Source organism: Bradyrhizobium sp. KZN70725 (assembly GCF_055264925.1).
The window spans coordinates 23,604-41,748 of the sequence record NZ_JBUYWT010000004.1; the positions used below are offsets into that span (position 1 = coordinate 23,604).

Here is an 18,145-nt window from a genome sequence, read left to right on the forward strand (position 1 = left end):
GAGGTGAGGCGCCGGCGGGCTGGAAATCGGCCTCGGTTCGCGCGACAATCAACTGCAAGCCATGAAGTGCAAGCCGTGAAGTGAAAGCCATGCCCAAGAATCCGACACTCGCCTCCCTGGCCGCCGATCTCGCCGGCGGCGCGACCTCTGCCCGCAAGCTCGTCGAGCAGTGCATCGCCAAAATCGCTGATCCCTCAGGCGAGGGCCAACGCACCTTCATCCATGTCGACCGCGACGCCGCGCTGGAGGCCGCCGACGCCATGGACCGGCTGCGCAAGGCCAATACCGCGCCGTCGCCATTTGCCGGCATTCCGGTTTCGATCAAGGACCTGTTCGACATCAAGGGGCAGGTGACGCGGGCGGGCTCGCGCGCGCTGGAGGATTCCGCGCCGGCGGATGCCGATGCACCTGTCGTGGCGCGGCTCAAGCGCGCCGGCTTCATCGTGATCGGCCGCACCAACATGACCGAGTTCGCCTATTCCGGCATCGGCATCAATCCGCATTACGGCACGCCGAAGAGCGCCTGGAACCGGAGCGCCGGCCACGTGCCGGGCGGCTCGTCCTCGGGGGCGGCGGTCTCGATCGCGGACGGCATGGCGTTCGGCGCGCTCGGTACCGATACCGGCGGCTCCTGCCGGATTCCCGCCGCCTTCAACGGCATCGTCGGCTACAAGCCGACGCAACGCCGGATTCCGCTCGATGGCGGCGTGCCGCTGTCGTTCACGCTCGACAGCTACGGCCCGCTGGCCAATTCGGTGGCCTGCTGCGCCGCGCTCGACGCGGTGCTGGCGGATCAGCCGGTGACGCCGGTCTCGCCGCGCCCGGTGAAAGGCATGCGGCTCGCGGTGCCGACCACGGTCGCTCTCGACGACCTCGACGAGGCCGTCGCGAAAACCTTCGAGCGCGCGCTCGCGGCGTTGTCGCGCGCAGGCGCCTTGATCGAGCGGATCGAGGTGCCCGAATTGCTCGATGTCGGCGTCATGAACGCCAAGGGCGGCTTTGCCGCCGCCGAAAGCTATGCCTGGCATCGCTTCCTGCTGGCCAGCAAGGGCGACATCTACGATCCGCGCGTCGCCGTGCGCATCCAGCGCGGCGAGGGCTTTCCGGCCGCCGACTACATCGATCTGCTCAACGCACGCCGCTCCTTCATCGCCCGTACCGAGAAGCGGATCGCGCCCTATGATGCGATGGTGCTGCCGACCACGGCGAACCTGCCGCCTACGATCGCCAGCCTCGCCGACGACAAGGCGTTCGCCACCGAGAATTTGCGCGCGTTGCGCAATTGCACGCTGATCAATGTGCTCGACGGCTGCGCGATCTCGCTGCCCGCGCATCACGAGGGCGAGGCGCCGGTCGGCCTGATGCTCGCCGCCGCGGGCGGTTCGGATCGGCGCATTTTCGAGCTCGCTGCCGGAATGGAGACCGTGATCCGTGTTTGATCTCACCTTCAATGTCGACGACAAGGGCGTCGCCACTCCGCTCACACTGGAAATCAGGCAGGCCGTGATCGCCGGCTGGACCGGCCGCGATCCGGTGGCGCGCGACAAGCACATCGCCGAGCTCGAGGCGCTCGGCATCGCGCGGCCCGCGACCACGCCGATCTACTACCGCTGCTCGGCGCGCCGGCTCACCTTCGCCGATGCCATCGAAGTCTGCGGCGAGGACTCGAGCGGCGAGGTCGAGTTCGTGCTGATCGGCTGGCAGGGCCGCATCTTCGTCGGCTGCGGCTCCGACCACACCGACCGCAAGGTCGAGAGCTACAGCGTCACGGTGTCGAAGCAGATGTGCGACAAGCCGATGGCATCGGAGCTGTGGGAACTCGAGGACGTGATCGGCCACTGGGACCAGCTGGTGCTGCGTTCCTGGGCCGTGATCGGCGGCCAGCGCGTGCTCTACCAGGAAGGCACGCTCGATCACATGCTGCCGGTGAAGGACCTGATCGCGCGCGGCTTCGACCAGGGTGCGCTGCCCGACGGCTGCGCCATGTTCGGCGGCACCTTCGCGGCCAAGGGCGGCATCCGCCCGGCCAGCCGGTTCGAGTTCGAGCTGGAAGACCCGGTGCTGAAGCGGAAGATCAGCCACGGCTACGATGTGGTGACGCTGCCGGTGAGGGGCTGATTGCTCGCCGCGTTGTTGTTGTGAGGGAGATGACCGACGCTTTCTCCACGTGCGTCGTCCCGGCGAAAGCCGGGACCCATAACCACAGAGTGTTGTGGTTGGCACGCTGTGGCCCCACCGATCTCAACAACTGACGACGGTGGCTATGGGTCCCGGCTTTCGCCGGGACGACACCGTAATTGTGGTGACGTTCTCTGCATCTTTCGATCGGAAATCGGGTGGCGCGGGCCGCAATCAGGGGCCAGATTCCGTCCCATGACAGCAACAGCCAAAACCATTACCCGCCCATCCACCGGCATCCCGGCGCGCGTCGACGGGCTCGACTGGGACCAGATCAAGACCGACCTCGACGATCAGGGATGCGCCGTCCTCAACGGCCTGCTGACGCCTGAGGAATGCGATGCCATCGCCGCGCTGTATCCCGACGACAGCCAGTTCCGCAGCCGGATCGTGATGGGCCGTCACGGCTTCGGCCGCGGCGAGTACAAGTATTTCTCCTATCCGCTGCCGGACCTGATCGCGGAGCTGCGGCCGGCGCTCTATACGCGGCTGACCGCGGCAGCCAATCGTTGGAACGAGACGATGGGGATCGATATCCGATATCCTGCGTCGCATGCGGCGTTCCTGAAGCGCTGCCATGACGCCGAACAGACGCGGCCGACGCCGCTGCTGCTGCAATATGGCGAGGGCGACTACAACTGCCTGCACCAGGATCTCTATGGCGAGCATGTGTTCCCGATCCAGGTCGCGATCCTGCTGTCGCAGCCCGGGCGCGATTTTACGGGTGGCGAATTCGTGCTGACCGAGCAGCGGCCGCGGATGCAGTCGCGGCCCGAGGTGGTGCCGCTCACCAAGGGCGATGCGGTGGCCTTTGCCGTGCATCATCGCCCGGTGCAGGGGACGCGCGGACCGTATCGTGTCAATCTGCGCCACGGCGTCAGCAGGATTCGCTCCGGCCATCGCCACACCGTTGGTGTGATCTTCCACGACGCGAAGTGAGTGCGAGAGAGGCGTGGCCACCGATCTGTTCGAGACCATTGGCGATGCCCGGCCATCGCGCGAGACGATCGCGGATGGCGCGGTGCTGTTGCGCGGCTTTGTCCGGCCGTTCGAGGCCGAGCTGATCCCGGCCTTGCGTGCCATCGTCAAGCAGGCGCCGTTCCGGCATCTGATCACGCCGGGCGGCCACCGCATGTCGGTCGCGATGACCAATTGCGGCAGCGTCGGCTGGGTCTCCGATCCCAGCGGCTATCGCTATGATCCGATCGATCCCGTCTCGGGACAACCCTGGCCTGAAATGCCGGAGGTGTTGCGCAGGCTCGCCGCCGACGCCGCTGATGAAGCCGGCTTCAACGGCTTCGCGCCTGAGGCCTGCCTGATCAATCGCTACGTCCCCGGCGCAAAACTGTCGCTGCATCAGGACAAGGACGAGCTCGACTACCGCGCACCGATCGTGTCGATCTCGCTCGGGCTGCCGGCGATCTTCCTGTTCGGCGGCCTGCAGCGCAGCGACACGCCGCGCCGCTATCGACTCGAACATGGCGACGTTGCGGTGTGGGGCGGCTCGTCACGGCTATTTTATCACGGCGTGGCACCGCTCGCAGATGGCGAGCACAGCGTGCTCGGCCGCCAGCGCATCAATTTGACCTTCCGCAAGGTGCGCTGAACCGCCGGGTGGTCTAGACTTGGCGGATGACCACCAAGGCCGACCGCGCCGTCAACCGCACCGGCGTCTATCTCGCCGTGCTGCAGCTCGTCTTCACGCTGGGCTGGACCACTTATCTGATCTATCTGCCGAAGCTGTGCGCCGATGTCGGCATCGCGCCGTCGACCGTGATCCTGATCCTGATGATGGATCAAGGCATCTTCACCGTCACCGACACGGCGATGGGCATCGCCGCCGACAGGATCTCGAGCCTGGTCGGCCGCCTTGGCTTGTTTGTCGGTATCCTTGCCGCGATCTCCTGCGCCGCCTTCGTCGCATTGCCTTACGTCGCCGGCACCGGGCCGGGTGCAAAGGTCTGGCTGATCGTGCTGATCGTGATCTGGGCCGTGACGTCGTCGGCCTTGCGGGCGCCGCCGCTGACGCTGCTCGGCAAGTATCGCGCGCAACCCTCGGTGCCGTTCCTCGCGGCGCTGGCGATGCTGGGTTATGGCATCGCGGGCGCGGTCTCGCCCTATCTTGGCGTCGTGCTGCGCAACCAGGATGCACGGCTGCCGTTCGTGCTGTCAGGCGCGGTGCTGCTACTGACCGCGCTCGCCTTCTCAGGCGTCGAGCGCCGCATCGCGGCAGAGGCGCAGCCGGCGCGGCTGGCGCCCCCGGCGAAGCGGCTCGGGGCGGTGCCGATGTTCCTGATCGGATCGATAGTGCTGCTGTCGCTCGGCTACCAGCTGCACTTCAACATCAACAGCGCGCCGTTCTATTTGCGCTTTGCCAAGGCGGACGAGCTGCAATGGCTGATGCCGGTATTCTGGATCGGCTTCAACATCGCGATGTTTCCGGCAAGCATCGTCGTCAAGCATCGCGGCGGCCTGATCGTGATGGGCGCGGCGGGACTGCTCGGTGCCTTTGCGATCATCGCCGCCGAGATCGCCGGCAGTCTCAACGTCCTGATCGTGGCGCAATTCATGGCGGGGGCCGCTTGGGGCTGCATGCTGATGAGCGCGGTGTCCGCGGCGCTCGCGATCGGGGAGACCGGCGCGGAAGGCAAGGTCACCGGCCTCGTGTTCTCGGCGCTGGCGCTTGCGACCTTTGCGCGGATGGCGGCGGTCGCGGGCGGCCTGCAGAAGATGCCGGACTATGCGCCGCTGGTGCATTGGGCGCCGGTCGCCTGCTGGTCGGTCGCCGGCGCCGGCCTGCTCGTGATCGCCGCGTCACGGCTGCAACACGGGGTGAAGAGCGCTTAGCGTCGTCATTCCCGTGGCGCGAAACGAACCCGGAATCTCGAGATTCCGGGTTCGATGCTGCGCATCGCCCCGGAATGACGAGCGTTTGGCTTAGTTATTCCGCGCCGGATGGATGAACGCCCAGGGCGAGACTTCCGAATCCGTCGGCACTTCCACCGAGATCACGTAAGGCCCGCCGTCGGCCAGCGCCTTCTCCAGCACGGGGCGGAAGTGATCCGGCGAGGTGACCCGCGCGGCGCCGACGCCGAAGGATTCTGCAAGCTTCACGAAATCCGGATTCACCAGGTCGGAGGCGACGACGCGGCCGTCGAAGCGCTCGCGCTGGTCGCGGCGGACATTGCCATAGGCGTTGTTGTTGAACACCAGCGTCACCACGGCGATCTTGAACTGCACGGCGGTGGCAAGCTCCTGCACGCCGAACATGAAGCCGCCGTCGCCAGTGATCGCGACCACCGGCTTGTCCGGATTGGCGACCTTGGCGCCAAGCGCGGTCGGGAAACCCGAGCCGAGCGTGCCCTGATAGCCCGAGGTGACGAAGGTCCGCGGCTCGTAGATCGGAAAGCCGTACCAGGAGGCGAAACCGACCTGCGACAGCTCGTCGGTGACAATGGCGTTCGCCGGCAGCACCTCGCGCAGGATCTTCAGATAGGCCATCTGCGGCTGGATGCGCTGGATCTCCTGCTCGGTCGCGGCCGTCGCCTCGCGGATCGCGGCGCGGCGGCCGGAGGTCCTGCGGTAGCCCACCTTGCGCACAGCGGCGGCGAGATCGGCGGTGCCGGCCTTGGCGTCCGCGATCACGCCGGCATCGGCCGGCCAGCGCCGCAGCTCGACCGGATCGATGTCGATGCGCACGCATTTCAGTCCGGCGGGCTGGTAGGGCCAGCGCGACATCGTCGGCAGCTCGAGGCGCGTGCCGATGCCGATCATCAGGTCGGTCTTCGGCCAGAGCTTGTAGGCCGAAGCCATGGTGAGCCCGAGTTCATGCGCGTTGGAGACGATGCCGCGGCCGCTGCGGAAGGCGACGACAGGCGCGTCGATCATCTCGGCCAATTCGAGGATCTCCTCGCGCGCCTCGATGGCGCCGCTGCCGACGAAGATCATTGGCGCCTTGCTGCCGGCGATCAGGTCGGCGGCGGCCTTGATGCGGTCCGCATCGGGCTGCGGCGCCGGCAACGGATCGAACGGCTTGACGGCTGCGACCTGGGTGCGCTGGGTGAACACGTCCCACGGCATCTCCAGCGAGGCCGGGCCGCGCCGGCCCGACAGCATCTCCTGGAACGCGCGCGACACCAGCGCGGGGGCGTTATCAGGGTATTCGATCCGGTCGGCCCATTTCACGAAGGTGCGCAGCGTCGCGAGCTGGTCCGGCATCTCGTGCAGATGGCCGCGGCCCTTGCCGAGGAACTGCGTCGGCACCTGACCGGTCAGGCACAGCACCGGCTCGTTGCAGCCGAATGCGGTGAGCAGCGCCGCCGAGGCGTTGAGCACGCCCGGGCCGGGCACCACGCTGAACACGCCGGGCTTGCCGCTGGAGCGCGCATAGCCGAACGCCATGTAGCCGCAGGCCTGCTCATGCCGGGCGCCGATCACCTTGAGCTGGGCCTGGTGGAAGGCATCGAACAGGCCATAGATCTGCGCGCCGGGCAGGCCGAACACGGTGTCGACGCCGTGGGCGACGAGGCCGTTGACGATCGCTTCGCCGCCGGATGTTGAGGTCATGGCACTGTCCACTTTGCTGGTGAGGTTAGGTGGCTTCGTCGACGACGCTGTTGCGCAGGATGCCGACGCCTTCGGCCTCGACCTCGACGACATCGCCGGGCTTCAGATAGCGCGGCGGATCGAACCGCGCACCTGCACCGGTCGGGGTGCCCGTGACGATGATGTCGCCGGGAACCAGCGTCGTGAAGGTCGAGATGTAGTTGATGAGGTAGCGGAAGCCGAAGATCAAGCGCGAGGTGCGGTCGTCCTGGCGGGTCTCGCCGTTCACCCGCGTGGTCAGACGGATATCGGCGATCTGCGCTTCACCGGTGTAGGGCACGATCCACGGGCCGAGGCTGCCGGTGGAATCGAAGTTCTTGCCCTGGGTGACGTTGAACTTGGCGTGCCGCACCCAGTCGCGGATGGTGCCTTCATTGCAGAGCGTGACCGCGGCGATGTGATCGAGCGCGGCGCTCTCCGCAATGTCCCGGCCGGCCTTGCCGATCACCAGGACCAGCTCGCCCTCATAGTCGAGCTGCGGCGAGATGCGCGGCCGCACCACCGGCGTGTTGTGGCCGACGAAGGAGCGCGGCACCCGCAGGAACATGCTCGGGTATTTCGGCGCGTCCGAGCCGTCCTTGTATTCGGCATTGCGGTCCGGGTAGTTGACGCCGATGCAGATGATCTTTTCCGGCGCCGGGATCGGCGGTTGCCAGTCGACTGCGTCGAGCGCATGGTCGGGCGCGCGCCTGGCGGCATCCTCCACGAGCCTGCTCAGCGCGCCGGCGGCGATAGCCTCGCGCAGCGTCGGATAGTCCTTGGCGAAGCGCGACGAGAGGTCGACGATGCCGGTGTCGGTGACGACGCCATAGCTGGTGGCGCCGTTGAAGGAATAGGTGGCGAGGCGAGGAGAGGGCATTAGTAGTCCCATAATTGGTGTCGTCCCTGCGAAAGCAGGGACGACGTGAGGAGGAAGGCGCGCACTAGTCCGCGACCAGCACGTCGGCGACGAAGCGCGGCTCGCGCACCGCTTGGCCGGCGAAGGTCGAGCCTTCCTCGAACCAGGAGCGCGGCGCCGGCGCGCCCCACAGCGTCTGGCGGCGCGGATCGCGCAGCGACCAGCGCAGCGGCTCATGGTCGTGATCGCCGGTGAAATAATCGCTGGTGTAGAGCTCGATGCGGTGGCCGTCGGGATCGCGGATGTACAGGAAGAAGGCGTTGGAGATGCCGTGCCGGCCAGGGCCGCGCTCGATGTTCTTGAGGTAGCCGGAGGAGGCCATCACGTCGCAGAGATGCACGATGTTCATCGCGGTCGGTACCCAATAGGCGATGTGGTGCAGGCGCGGGCCGCGGCCGTTGGTGATGGCGAAGTCGTGGACATTGCCCTTGCGGTGCATCCAGGCGGCTGCGATGCGGCCGTTGTCGCCGTCCTCCTCGGCATATTCGGTGAGGCGGAAGCCGAGCCGGGCGTAGAAATCGACGGTGTCCTGCACCTCGGCGGCGAACACGTTGAAATGGTCGAGCCGCTGCGGATGGCAGCCCTTGTAGAGATCGTAGCGCCGCAAGAAATGGGGGCGCTTCTCCATCGTAGCGTAAAGCTCGATCTGGAAGCCGAACGGATCGGTGAATTGCAGGGTGCGGCCCTGGAACGGCTGGTCGACGAAAGCGTAGGCGATGCCGTTCTCGGAGAAGAAGGCGGCGGCCTTGTCGAGGTCGCCGTCGTTGCCGACCTTGAAGCCAAGCCGGTTGCAGGCCGCCTTCGGCGCCTTGCGCAGCACCACCGAGTGATGCTGGTGCTCCTCGCTGGCGCGCAGATACACCGACTTGTCGTCGCGGTTCTCGATGTGGAGGCCGACCGTCTTCTCGTAGAAGGCGGCGCTCTTGTCGAGATTCGTGACGTCGAGCACGGCATGGCTGCAGCGGATGATGTTGAACGGCGGATCGAAAACGTGCGTTGGAACGGGCATCGGTGTTTCCCCTCAATTCTATCGTCATTCCGGGGCTCGCGAAGCGAGAACCCGGATTCTCGAGGTTCCGGGTTCGATGCTGCGCATCGCCCCGGAACGACGGCTGGCTAAATTCCCAGTTTCTGAATCTTGTGCGTCCCGCGGGCGAGCGAGACGTGCTTGGTTTCCATGTAGAAGTCGAACGAGTAGTCGCCGCCGTCGCGGCCGATGCCTGACGACTTCATGCCGCCGAACGGGGTCGGCAGATGGCGGACGTTCTCCGAATTGAGCCAGATCATGCCGGCTTCCAGCGCATCCGCCACGCGTAGCGCGCGGCCCATGTCGCCGGTCCAGACATAGCCGGTCAGGCCGTACTGCACGCCGTTGGCGATCTCGATGGCGTCAGCTTCGTCCTTGAACGGGATCACGGTCAGGAACGGGCCGAACACCTCCTCCTGCGCGACGCGCATTTTTGCGTTCGCGCCGGTCACCAGCGTCGGCTGCACATAGTGGCCGCCGCCAGGACCGTCATGCGGCTTGCCGCCGACCGTGATCGTGGCGCCGTCCTTCTTGGCGACGTCGAAATAGCTGCACACCTTGGCGAGATGCCGCTCATGGATCAGCGGCCCGATCTCGGTGGCGGGATCGAGGGGGTGGCCAACCTTGAGCGCCTTTACGCGTTGGGTCAGCTTCTCGATGAACTTGCCGGCGACGCTCTCCTGAACCAGCAGCCGGCTCGACGACGTGCAGCGCTCGCCATTGAGCGAGTAGATCATGAACACGACGGCATCGAGTGCGCGATCGAGATCGGCATCATCGAATACGATCACCGGGTTCTTGCCGCCGAGCTCGAAATGCACCCGCTTCAAGGTCGGCGCGCCCTGCGCCATGATCGCTGAGCCCGTCGCGCTCTCGCCGACGAAGCCGATCGCCTTGATGGCGGGGTGCTCGGTCAGCGCCTTGCCGGCCTCTTCGCCGAAACCATGCACGGTGTTGAGCACGCCGTCGGGGATGCCGGCCTGTTTTGCGAGTTTGACCAGCAGATCGGCGGTGACGGGCGACCATTCCGCCGGCTTGTGCACCACGGTGCAGCCGGCCGCGAGCGCCGGCGCGATCTTCCAGGTCGAGAGCATGAACGGCGTATTCCACGGCGTGATCACGCCGACCGGGCCGATCGGCACGCGGGTCGAGATGTTCCAGTGCTCGTCCGAAGGCGTGTTGAGACCGTCGCGGGCCTCGCCGCATTTGTCGGCGAAGAAGCGGAAATTCTCCGCGGCGCGGATCGCGGCCTTGGCCATGAAGCGGTGCGCCTGGCCGGTGTCGATGCATTCGAGCACGGCGATGTCGTCGGCGCGCGCCTCGATCGCATCGGCGACGCGATGCAGCAGCTTGCGGCGCTGCGCCGCCGGCATGTCGCGCCAGGCCTTGAAGGCCTTGGACGCCGCGGTTGCGGCACGGTCGATATCCTCGGCATTGCCGCGTGCGACCGTCGCCAGCACCGTGCCGTCAATCGGCGATCTCGTCTCGAAGGTCTGGCCGGAGGCCGCCGGCACGATCTTGCCGTCGATCACATGGCCGATGCCTTCGGCTTTCAAGCTTGCAAGCAGCGGGCCGGCGCGATCGCGGTTGGCCTGGAACACGTCGGCTGGCGATTTCGCTGTCGCTTTATCCATTGACCGTCTCCACCTTCAGTGCGTCGTGGATGTTGTTGCGTTTCCAGCTAGTTTCCTTGTCGTTGATCTGCATGTCGAACGACAACGCGAATTTACTGTTGGCGAAGACCGGATCGAGATGAGCCGATAGCGCCTTGAAGATGTACTCGCCGGCCTTCTTGCGGGTGGCGAGATCGCGGCCTTCGCCGAGCCGCAGCACCATGTCGAGGAAACCGTAATTCTTGCGGCCGTCGGCGATCGCGTAGTGCTCGCATCTGACGGCACGGACGCGGATGCCGCCGAGCGGGAAGATGCCGGTCTCGACCGCGGCCTTGCGGACCAGTTCGACCGTCGCGCCCATGTCGACCAGATCGTCGAGATTGGCAGAGTATTCAAGCGTGAAATGCGGCATGCAGCGCTCCTGCTGAAGGCGTCAGGCGAAGTAGCAGCTTACGGAACCATACGGTCCGTAGTCGGCCTGGATGGTGTCGCCCTTGCGGGTCTCGATCGGACGGATGAAGGAGCCCGCCAGCACGACCTGGCCGGCTTCCAACGCCAGCCCGTTCGGCGCGATCTTGTTGGCGAGCCACGCCACCGCGGTCGCGGGATGATTCAACACGCCGGCGGCCAGGCCGGTTTCCTCGAGCTGGCCATTTCGGAAGCACAGCGCGCCGATCCAGCGCAGGTCGGCGTCCAGCGGGCGGATCGGCCGGCCGCCGAGCACGATGCCGGCATTGGCGGCGTTGTCGGCGATGGTGTCGAAGATCTTGCGGGTCGCCTTGGTCTCGGGATCGACGCGCTCGACCCTGGTATCCAGGATCTCCAGCGCCGGTACCACGAAATCGGTCGCGTTCAGCACATCGAACAGTGTGCAGTTCGGCCCGGTCAGGCGATGCTTCATCACGAAGGCAAGCTCGGCCTCGACGCGGGTGGCGATGAAGCGGTCGGTCGGGACCAGGCCGCCATCGGCGAAGAACATGTCGTCGAGCAGGATTCCGGAATCGGGCTCGTCGATATTGAGCGCGCTCTGCATCGCCTTCGAGGTCAGGCCGATCTTGTGGCCCTTGACGACGCGGCCCTGCGCCACCTTCATCTCGACCCAGGCCTTCTGAATCGCGTAGGCGTCTTCGAGGGTGATGCGGGGGTATTCCAGCGAGAGCTGGCGGATTTGCTTGCGGGTCTTTTCCGCGCCGTCGAGCCGTTCGGCGGCAGCGCGGATATCGTCCTTGGAGAGGGCCATGCGTGCTACACAAAAGTGGATGTCGGGGGATGATTAACATGTTAAGTGAATTCCCGCAAACTGAATCAAGGCATGTTGCAACGCAAAATTTCGTTGCGCAGGATTAGGTAATGGCGCGCAAAAATTCGAACGACATTCGGCCGGGGCAGGGCGAGGACGTGGCGGCGCGACGGACCCCGATGCGCGAGTTCTCGCGCTCGCTGCCGATGTCGCTGCTTCGCGCCCGCGAGGCGGTGATGCGGCAATTCCGTCCGTCGCTGCGCAATCACGGGCTGACCGAGCAGCAATGGCGGATCCTGCGCGCGCTCACCGCGGTCGACGAGATCGAGGTCACCGAACTCGCCCGCATGGCGTTTCTGCTCGGCCCGAGCCTGTCGCGAATCCTTCGCGATCTCGAGGGCCGCGCGTTGATCGAGCGCAAGGCAGCGGAGAACGACGCGCGGCGCGCAGTGGTTTCGATCTCCGCCAAGGGGTTGAAGCTGATCGAGGCGGTGGCGCCGACGTCGGAGACGATCTATGCCGAGATCACCCGGCGCTTCGGGGCGCGCAAGCTTGCCGAATTGCAGGAGATGCTGGGCGCGCTCGAAGCGAGCCTGGCCGGAATGGGCTCGTCCGATGACGCCGAGGGCGAGGCTGACGAGTAGCTTCGATCATGCGCGGCATTCGCGCTCAGGCCATGTAGGGCACGCGCGAAATCACGTTGATGGCGCGGAATTCGGCAATCCAGCCCGCGACCTTCGAGTGGGACCATTCGATATGGCGGCGCAAGATGGCTGCCGCCGCGTCGCCGTCACGCGTGCGCAAGGCCTCGATGATCACCAGATGCTCGTCCATGAAGGAATCGATCTGCGGCGCGGTCAGGGCGACCTGAATGTGCTTGCCGATCACGAAAGCGCAGTGGGTGCGCTTGAGGGCTTCGATCATCTCGCGATTGGCGCCGTAACCCAGGCAGCGGATATGGAGGTCGCCTTCGATCTCATCGAGTTCGCCGACGCCGACGCGGTCGCGGTGCTGGATCCCCTCGCGCAGCCGCTCCGCCATGCGGTCGAGCAGGGCGGCAGGAATTGTCGCCGTCGCGGACTTGAGGAGCAGCGGCTCGAGCGTTGCGCGCACCTCGAAGATGTCGCGGAGGCGGTCCTCGTCCAACGGCACCACGTACCAGTGCGCCTTGGCGCCCTTCTCGAGGATGCCGATCGCCTGCGCGCGCAGCAGCAGGTTGCGCGCCACCGTGCGCCCCACCCGGAAATGCCGCGCCAATGCGAGCTCGCTGACGCGGAAGCGTCCGAACAGCGACCGGTAAATGATCTCACGTTCGAGCTTGTAGTAGAGCGTATCCCAGGCGTCGCTGCGCACGGCATCGACGGGGCCGTCGGTCAGCCCAAACATTTCCGGTGTGATCGGGACGCGCCGAGGGTCGACCTTGCGCTTGCCGGCGATGACGCCGCGACCGTCGAACCGCCGCACCAGGCCGATATGCTCGAGCTGTTCGAAAGCCTGCCGCACCGGAGAGCGGCTGGAGCCGAACAAGGTCGCGATCGCCGATTCGGAAAGAACCGTGCCAGGTGGCACGTCACCAGCGCGGATGTGCTTTGCCAATGCGCTCTTGATCAGCGCGTAGGCCGGCTGTTTTCGTCTGGTTTGCGATTTCGCTCGTGGAATCGACATGGGATGGCTGCCCGCTGGCCACACTATCACGTGATCGCGTCATGGTCGCTCGTAGCAGGCATTTACGCACCTCTGCCAGCGAACTTTTGACTATTGCGTGCAATGTGCAATCATGTTTAGCTGGGTCAAACGCCAGATTGATGGTCGCCGTTGCACGGCTTGCGCGCTGCAGCGGTGCTCACGTTTGCTCGTCGCGCCGTTTGATGGCTGCGGACGGGCCAACAGATCGACGCGTCAGCTCGTCTCAACGCAGCCGACAGCAAGTTCGGCGCATCACAGGGAGGATGGAATGAAACTGACGAGACGTGAGTTTTCCGCCAGCTTGGCGGCAGGTCTCGCCGCACCCGCGCTGATGCGCAGCGCTTGGGCGCAGGGTGCGACGATCAAGATCGGCATGTGCGTGCCGGTGACCGGACCCGCGGCGGAGCAGGGGCTGTGGGCCCAGAACGGCGCCAAGCTGGCGCTGGCCGCGGTCAACAAGGCCGGCGGCGTGCTCGGCAAGCAGGTCGAACTCGTCATCGAGGACGATCAGACCACCAATCCGGGCATCGTGCTGGCATTCTCCAAGCTCGCCGCGCAATCCGACATCGTCGCCTTCCTCGGCTCGATCCGCTCGACCCAGGTGCAGGCGATGGCGCCCGACGTGATCAAGGTCGGCAAGCCGGTGATGATCGGCGGCACCAATCCCGACCTCACCCATTCCGGCAATCCCTGGCTGTTCCGCTTCCGTCCGAACGACAATTATTCCGGCCGCGTGATCGCCGACTTCGGCGTCAATACGCTCGGAAAGAAGAAATGGGCGATCGTGCATTCGACCGACGCCTTCGGCACGGCAGGCGGCAAGGCGCTCTCGGAAGCGCTGACCAAGCTCGGCGCGCCGCCGGTGCTCGACCAGGGCTATGCCAATCAGAGTCAGGACTTCACCCCGGTCGTACTGGCCGTGAAGCAGTCCGGCGCTGACGTGCTCGGCACCTACTTCACCTTCGAGAACGATCTCGGCATCTTTGCCCGGCAGCTGCGCCAGCTCGGCGTCAACATTCCCTGGGTCGGCTCGCCCTCGGTGGTGGCGGTCTCCTCGACCAAGCTCGCCGGCCCCGCGCTGTTCAACACCTACGGCGTCGCCGACTTCGCCGAGGATTCAAGCGATGCGGCGAAGGCGTTCGGCAAGGCCTATCGCGATGCCTACAAGACCGCGCCCGACAACCAGAGCGCTTGGCCCTACGATGCGATCACCATCCTGTCGGCGGCAATCAACAAGGCCGGCTCGACCGATCCGAACAAGATCCGCGACGCCATCCTTGCGACGCAGAAGTTCGCCGGCGCCGAGGGCGAGTACAATTTCGACAAGAACGGCGACGGTCTGCACGGCTACAATGTCGTGAAGAACGACAAGGGCAAGATCGTCTACGACAAGCATATCGACTTCAACGATTGATGGCGGTTCGGCCTCTCCGGGTCAGCTCGGAGAGGCCGTTCGTTCGCGACACAATTCTCAGATCGAGCGCTCGTCATGGATCTCGTCCTCCAACTGCTCTTTACCGGCATCGGCATCGGCGCGGTCTACGCGCTGGTCGCGCTCGGTTTCGTGCTGATCTTCCGTGCCACCAACGTGGTGAACTTCGCGCAAGGCGAGTTCTCGATGGTCGCCGCCTATCTGATGGTGGTGTTCTCGGTCGATCTCGGCTGGCCTTACTGGCTGTCGTTCCTGATCGCGCTCGCCGGCATGGCGTTGTTCGGCGTCATCTTCAATCTCGGCGTCTATTATCCGCTGCGCAATCGCACCTATCTGCCCGTGATCATCGCCACCATCGGCGCCTCGATCCTGCTGTCGAACTCGGTGCTTGCGATCTACGGCCCGCAGCCGCAGGTGCTGCAGGGCTGGTTCGATACGCCCGGCATCCAGCTCGGCCCGGTCTATCTCGACAGCCAGTATCTTCTGATCATCGGCGTCACGATCCTCCTGGTGCTGTTCAATTTTTGGTTCTTCGAGAAGACGCTGCTCGGCAAGAAGTTGCAGGCGACCTCGCAGGATAAGGAAATGGCCTCGCTGCTCGGCATTTCCGTTTCCACCATGATCATGATCACCTTCATCTATTCGGCCGTGCTCGGCGGTCTCGCCGGCATCCTGGTGGCGCCGGTGCTGTTCGTCTCGATCCAGATGGGCTCGACGATTGCGCTGAAGGCGTTTGCCGCGACCATCATCGGCGGCTTCGGTGACGTTGCCGGCGCCATCGTCGGCGGCCTCGCGCTCGGTGTCATCGAGACGTTCGGTGCCGCCTATATTTCAGTGCCGTACAAAGACGGCTTTGCCTTCCTGGTGCTGATCGCTTTCCTGGTGTTCCGGCCGCAGGGCATTTTCGGCGAACGCGTCGCGGAGAAAGCATGAGCGCCACCGACAACATGATCCCCGCGCCGGCCGTGCGCTCGAAGCCGCTGATCATCCGTCATCTGCCGTATTTCATCGGCGCCGCGGTGCTGGTGGCGCTCGCCGCCGGCATGCGGTTCGACGGGTACATCCTCAACATCCTGCTGCAGGCCACGACCTTCTCGATCGCGGTGTTCGGGCTGTCGGTCGTGCTCGGCCTGTGCGGCCAGATCAACCTGGCGCAGGCCGCGTTCTTCGGCTTCGGCGCCTATGTGGTCGGGCTCGGCACCGCGGACCTGCACCTGAACTTCTGGCTCTGCCTGGTTGGCGCCTGCGCGATCACGCTGATCGCCGGCGCGTTCCTCGGCATGTCGACGCTGCGGCTCGGCGGGCACTACCTTGCGATGGTGACGATCTCGTTCCAGCAGATCGTGACGCTGGTGATGATCAATGCCATCGGCGTGACCCACGGGCCGGACGGCGTCGCCAACATTCGCCGGCCGGAGCTGTTCCAGTCCTCGCAGAGCTACCTGGCCTTCTGCGTCGCGATGCTCGCGATCGTCGGTTATCTGGTCTGGCATCTGCCTGATACCAAGCTCGGCCGCGCCATGCGCGCGGTGCGCGACAACGAGCTTGCGGCGGGCGTCAATGGCATCGACGTGTTCCGCACCAAGATCTACGCCTTCGGCCTGTGCGCGTTGCTCGGCGGTCTGGCCGGTGGCCTGTTCGCCGGCGGCTTCGCCTATGTCAGCCCGGACCAGTTCTCGTTCGCAGAATCGATCGTGTTCCTGACCATGTCGCTGCTCGGCGGCGTGGCCTCGCCGATTGGCTCGGTGATCGGTACGGGCCTCCTGATCCTGATCCCGGAATGGCTGCGCTTCCTCAAGAGCGTGCCGGGACTTTATCTGGCGATCTACGGCCTGTTCGTGATCCTGATCATTCGCTTCATGCCCGACGGTATCTGGGGTTTTGTGTCGGACGCATTCACGCGCTGGCGTGCGCACACCAAGGCGCCGCCGGCCGCGGCGGCCTTGCAGCTCAAGCCGGCGACGTCAGGCGGCGACATCGTGCTCGAAGTGACCGGGCTCTCGAAGCACTTTGGCGGCCTCAAGGCGGTCGACGGCGTCGATATCGCGGTGAAGCGCGGCAGCGTGCATGCGCTGATTGGGCCGAACGGCTCCGGCAAGACCACGACGCTGAACGTGCTGTCCGGGCTCTACAAGGCGACCGCGGGCAGGATCGTGCTCGACGGCACCGACATCACCAACATGGCGCCGCATCAGCGCACGGCGGCCGGCCTCGGACGCACCTTCCAGAACATCCGCCTGTTCCGCTCGATGACCGCGCTGGAGAATGTCGAGATCGGCGCCGAACGGCCCGGCAACACCATGATCGGGAAGGGCGAGGACGCGCTGACCGAGCGCGCGATGGAGGCGCTGACCTTCGTCGGGCTCGGTAACCGCGCCAACGAATTGATCTCGAGCTTCTCCTACGGCCACCAGCGCCTGATCGAGATCGCGCGGGCGCTGGCGTCGAACCCGACGCTGCTGCTGCTCGACGAGCCGGCGGCCGGTCTCAACTCGACCGAGAAGCTGGAGCTGCATGAGCTGCTGAAGCGCATCGCTGCCCAGGGCCTCACCATCCTGATCATCGATCACGACATGACGCTGGTGTCGGAGGCCGCCCAGCACATCACCGTGCTGAACTTCGGACGCCGCATCGCGGACGGCGAGTCGATGGCGGTGCTGCGCCATCCCGACGTCGTCTCCGCCTATCTCGGGAGCGAATGATGCCGCTGCTCGAAATCCGCAATCTCGTGGTCCGCTACGGCGAGATCGAAGCGCTGCGCGGCGTCACCATCGCCGTGGAGCAGGGCCAGGTGGTCACGCTGCTCGGCGCCAACGGCGCCGGCAAGTCGACCACGCTGCGCGCGATCTCAGGCCTCGCCAAGCCCGCCTCCGGCGACATTATGTTCGACGGCCACTCGATCGCGGGCCTCGGGCCCGAAGCGATCGTCCGGCTCGGCATCTCGCACGTGCCGGAAGGCCGCCGCGTGTTTCCGGGCCTCACCGTGAAAGAGAACATCATGCTCGGCGCATCGAACCGGAAGGTGCCGGCGTCGCAGATCTCGCGCGAGGCCGACGCGATGTTCGATCTGTTCCCGGACATCCGCGCCTTTTCCAACGCGCTCGGCTGGACGCTGTCCGGCGGCCAGCTGCAGATGGTCGCGGTGGCGCGCGGCCTGATGGCCAAGCCGCGGCTGCTGCTGCTCGACGAACCGTCGCTCGGGCTGGCGCCTGTGATCGTGCAGGCGGTGTTCCGCATCATTTCGCAGATCAGGAAGGACACCACGGTCTTGCTCGTCGAGCAAAATGCGCGCATGGGACTTTCGGTCGCCGATCATGGCTTTGTCCTGGAAACGGGGCGGATCGTGCTGGGCGGCAAGCCCGACGAATTGTGGGGCAATGAGGCTATCGCCGCGGCCTATCTCGGCGGCCACGCCAAAACCCACGCCTGACAACGTCCCGTGCTTTACTGAGCGAGCTGGTTTTTC

General features: G+C 65.6%; 17 protein-coding genes. 10 read left to right on the top strand and 7 right to left on the bottom strand.

Translation table 11 applies throughout. The annotated features are described in order from the left end of the window. Positions 1-89 precede the first annotated feature (89 nt). From ACZBJS_RS05010 to ACZBJS_RS05030, 5 genes are all read left to right on the top strand, one after another. Entirely contained in the window at positions 90-1,439 is a 1,350-nt protein-coding gene (locus ACZBJS_RS05010) for an amidase (protein ID WP_316397860.1), read from the top strand. Continuing rightward, positions 1,432-2,118 carry a DUF2848 domain-containing protein gene (locus tag ACZBJS_RS05015; RefSeq protein WP_028331749.1) on the top strand — a complete coding sequence of 229 codons (687 nt, stop codon included), beginning with the start codon at positions 1,432-1,434 and terminating at the stop codon, positions 2,116-2,118. Before ACZBJS_RS05010 ends, ACZBJS_RS05015 begins: the two co-directional genes overlap by 8 nt. Positions 2,119-2,373: 255 nt before the next feature. Further along, positions 2,374-3,117, top strand: coding sequence for a 2OG-Fe(II) oxygenase (locus ACZBJS_RS05020; protein ID WP_316397863.1), 744 nt, complete (start codon positions 2,374-2,376; stop codon positions 3,115-3,117). 13 nt (positions 3,118-3,130) lie between these two features. Then, positions 3,131-3,784, top strand: coding sequence for a DNA oxidative demethylase AlkB (alkB, locus tag ACZBJS_RS05025; RefSeq protein WP_057015725.1), 654 nt, complete (start codon positions 3,131-3,133; stop codon positions 3,782-3,784). Between the two features lie 26 nt (positions 3,785-3,810). After that, positions 3,811-5,025 carry an MFS transporter gene (locus ACZBJS_RS05030; RefSeq protein WP_316397864.1) on the top strand — a complete coding sequence of 405 codons (1,215 nt, stop codon included), beginning with the start codon at positions 3,811-3,813 and terminating at the stop codon, positions 5,023-5,025. Positions 5,026-5,115: 90 nt separating this feature from the next. Here ACZBJS_RS05030 and ACZBJS_RS05035 read toward each other — a convergent pair whose 3' ends face one another. The 6 genes from ACZBJS_RS05035 to hpaH form a co-directional block, all read right to left on the bottom strand. After that, entirely contained in the window at positions 5,116-6,744 is a 1,629-nt protein-coding gene (locus tag ACZBJS_RS05035; RefSeq protein WP_316397866.1) for a thiamine pyrophosphate-dependent enzyme, read from the bottom strand. Between the two features lie 25 nt (positions 6,745-6,769). Beyond that, entirely contained in the window at positions 6,770-7,642 is an 873-nt protein-coding gene (locus tag ACZBJS_RS05040; RefSeq protein WP_316397868.1) for a fumarylacetoacetate hydrolase family protein, read from the bottom strand. A gap of 64 nt (positions 7,643-7,706) precedes the next feature. Then, positions 7,707-8,690: a 3,4-dihydroxyphenylacetate 2,3-dioxygenase gene (gene hpaD / locus ACZBJS_RS05045; RefSeq protein ID WP_316397869.1), complete on the bottom strand. Its 984-nt coding sequence runs from the start codon at positions 8,688-8,690 to the stop codon at positions 7,707-7,709. Between the two features lie 107 nt (positions 8,691-8,797). Beyond that, positions 8,798-10,342 carry a 5-carboxymethyl-2-hydroxymuconate semialdehyde dehydrogenase gene (gene hpaE / locus ACZBJS_RS05050; RefSeq protein WP_316397870.1) on the bottom strand — a complete coding sequence of 515 codons (1,545 nt, stop codon included), beginning with the start codon at positions 10,340-10,342 and terminating at the stop codon, positions 8,798-8,800. Next, a complete protein-coding gene (locus ACZBJS_RS05055) occupies positions 10,335-10,733 on the bottom strand; it encodes a 5-carboxymethyl-2-hydroxymuconate Delta-isomerase (RefSeq protein ID WP_076832987.1) in 399 nt (132 codons plus the stop codon). The genes hpaE and ACZBJS_RS05055 overlap by 8 nt, the downstream gene beginning before the upstream one ends. Positions 10,734-10,754: 21 nt before the next feature. After that, positions 10,755-11,561 (bottom strand): 2-oxo-hept-4-ene-1,7-dioate hydratase, encoded by an 807-nt coding sequence (gene hpaH / locus ACZBJS_RS05060; RefSeq protein ID WP_141339477.1) that lies wholly within the window; start codon positions 11,559-11,561, stop codon positions 10,755-10,757. 110 nt (positions 11,562-11,671) lie between these two features. On the opposite strand from hpaH, the gene hpaR reads away from it, so the two are divergent. Continuing rightward, positions 11,672-12,205, top strand: a complete 534-nt coding sequence (gene hpaR, locus ACZBJS_RS05065; protein ID WP_316397873.1) for a homoprotocatechuate degradation operon regulator HpaR — start codon at positions 11,672-11,674, stop codon at positions 12,203-12,205. A gap of 25 nt (positions 12,206-12,230) precedes the next feature. Here hpaR and ACZBJS_RS05070 read toward each other — a convergent pair whose 3' ends face one another. Then, positions 12,231-13,226, bottom strand: a complete 996-nt coding sequence (locus tag ACZBJS_RS05070; RefSeq protein ID WP_092083321.1) for a GntR family transcriptional regulator — start codon at positions 13,224-13,226, stop codon at positions 12,231-12,233. A 289-nt stretch (positions 13,227-13,515) separates the two neighbouring features. Between ACZBJS_RS05070 and ACZBJS_RS05075 the strand changes: the two genes are divergently transcribed. The 4 genes from ACZBJS_RS05075 (at position 13,516) to ACZBJS_RS05090 (ending at position 18,109) form a co-directional block, all read left to right on the top strand. Continuing rightward, a complete protein-coding gene (locus ACZBJS_RS05075; protein ID WP_092083322.1) occupies positions 13,516-14,661 on the top strand; it encodes an ABC transporter substrate-binding protein in 1,146 nt (381 codons plus the stop codon). A 75-nt stretch (positions 14,662-14,736) separates the two neighbouring features. Next, the gene (locus tag ACZBJS_RS05080) at positions 14,737-15,612 is read left to right on the top strand and encodes a branched-chain amino acid ABC transporter permease (protein ID WP_016841141.1); all 876 of its coding nucleotides are present in this window, start codon (positions 14,737-14,739) and stop codon (positions 15,610-15,612) included. Beyond that, positions 15,609-17,381, top strand: coding sequence for a branched-chain amino acid ABC transporter ATP-binding protein/permease (locus tag ACZBJS_RS05085; RefSeq protein WP_141339479.1), 1,773 nt, complete (start codon positions 15,609-15,611; stop codon positions 17,379-17,381). Before ACZBJS_RS05080 ends, ACZBJS_RS05085 begins: the two co-directional genes overlap by 4 nt. Further along, positions 17,381-18,109: an ABC transporter ATP-binding protein gene (locus tag ACZBJS_RS05090; protein ID WP_057015754.1), complete on the top strand. Its 729-nt coding sequence runs from the start codon at positions 17,381-17,383 to the stop codon at positions 18,107-18,109. Before ACZBJS_RS05085 ends, ACZBJS_RS05090 begins: the two co-directional genes overlap by 1 nt. The last annotated feature ends 36 nt before the right edge of the window (positions 18,110-18,145 follow it).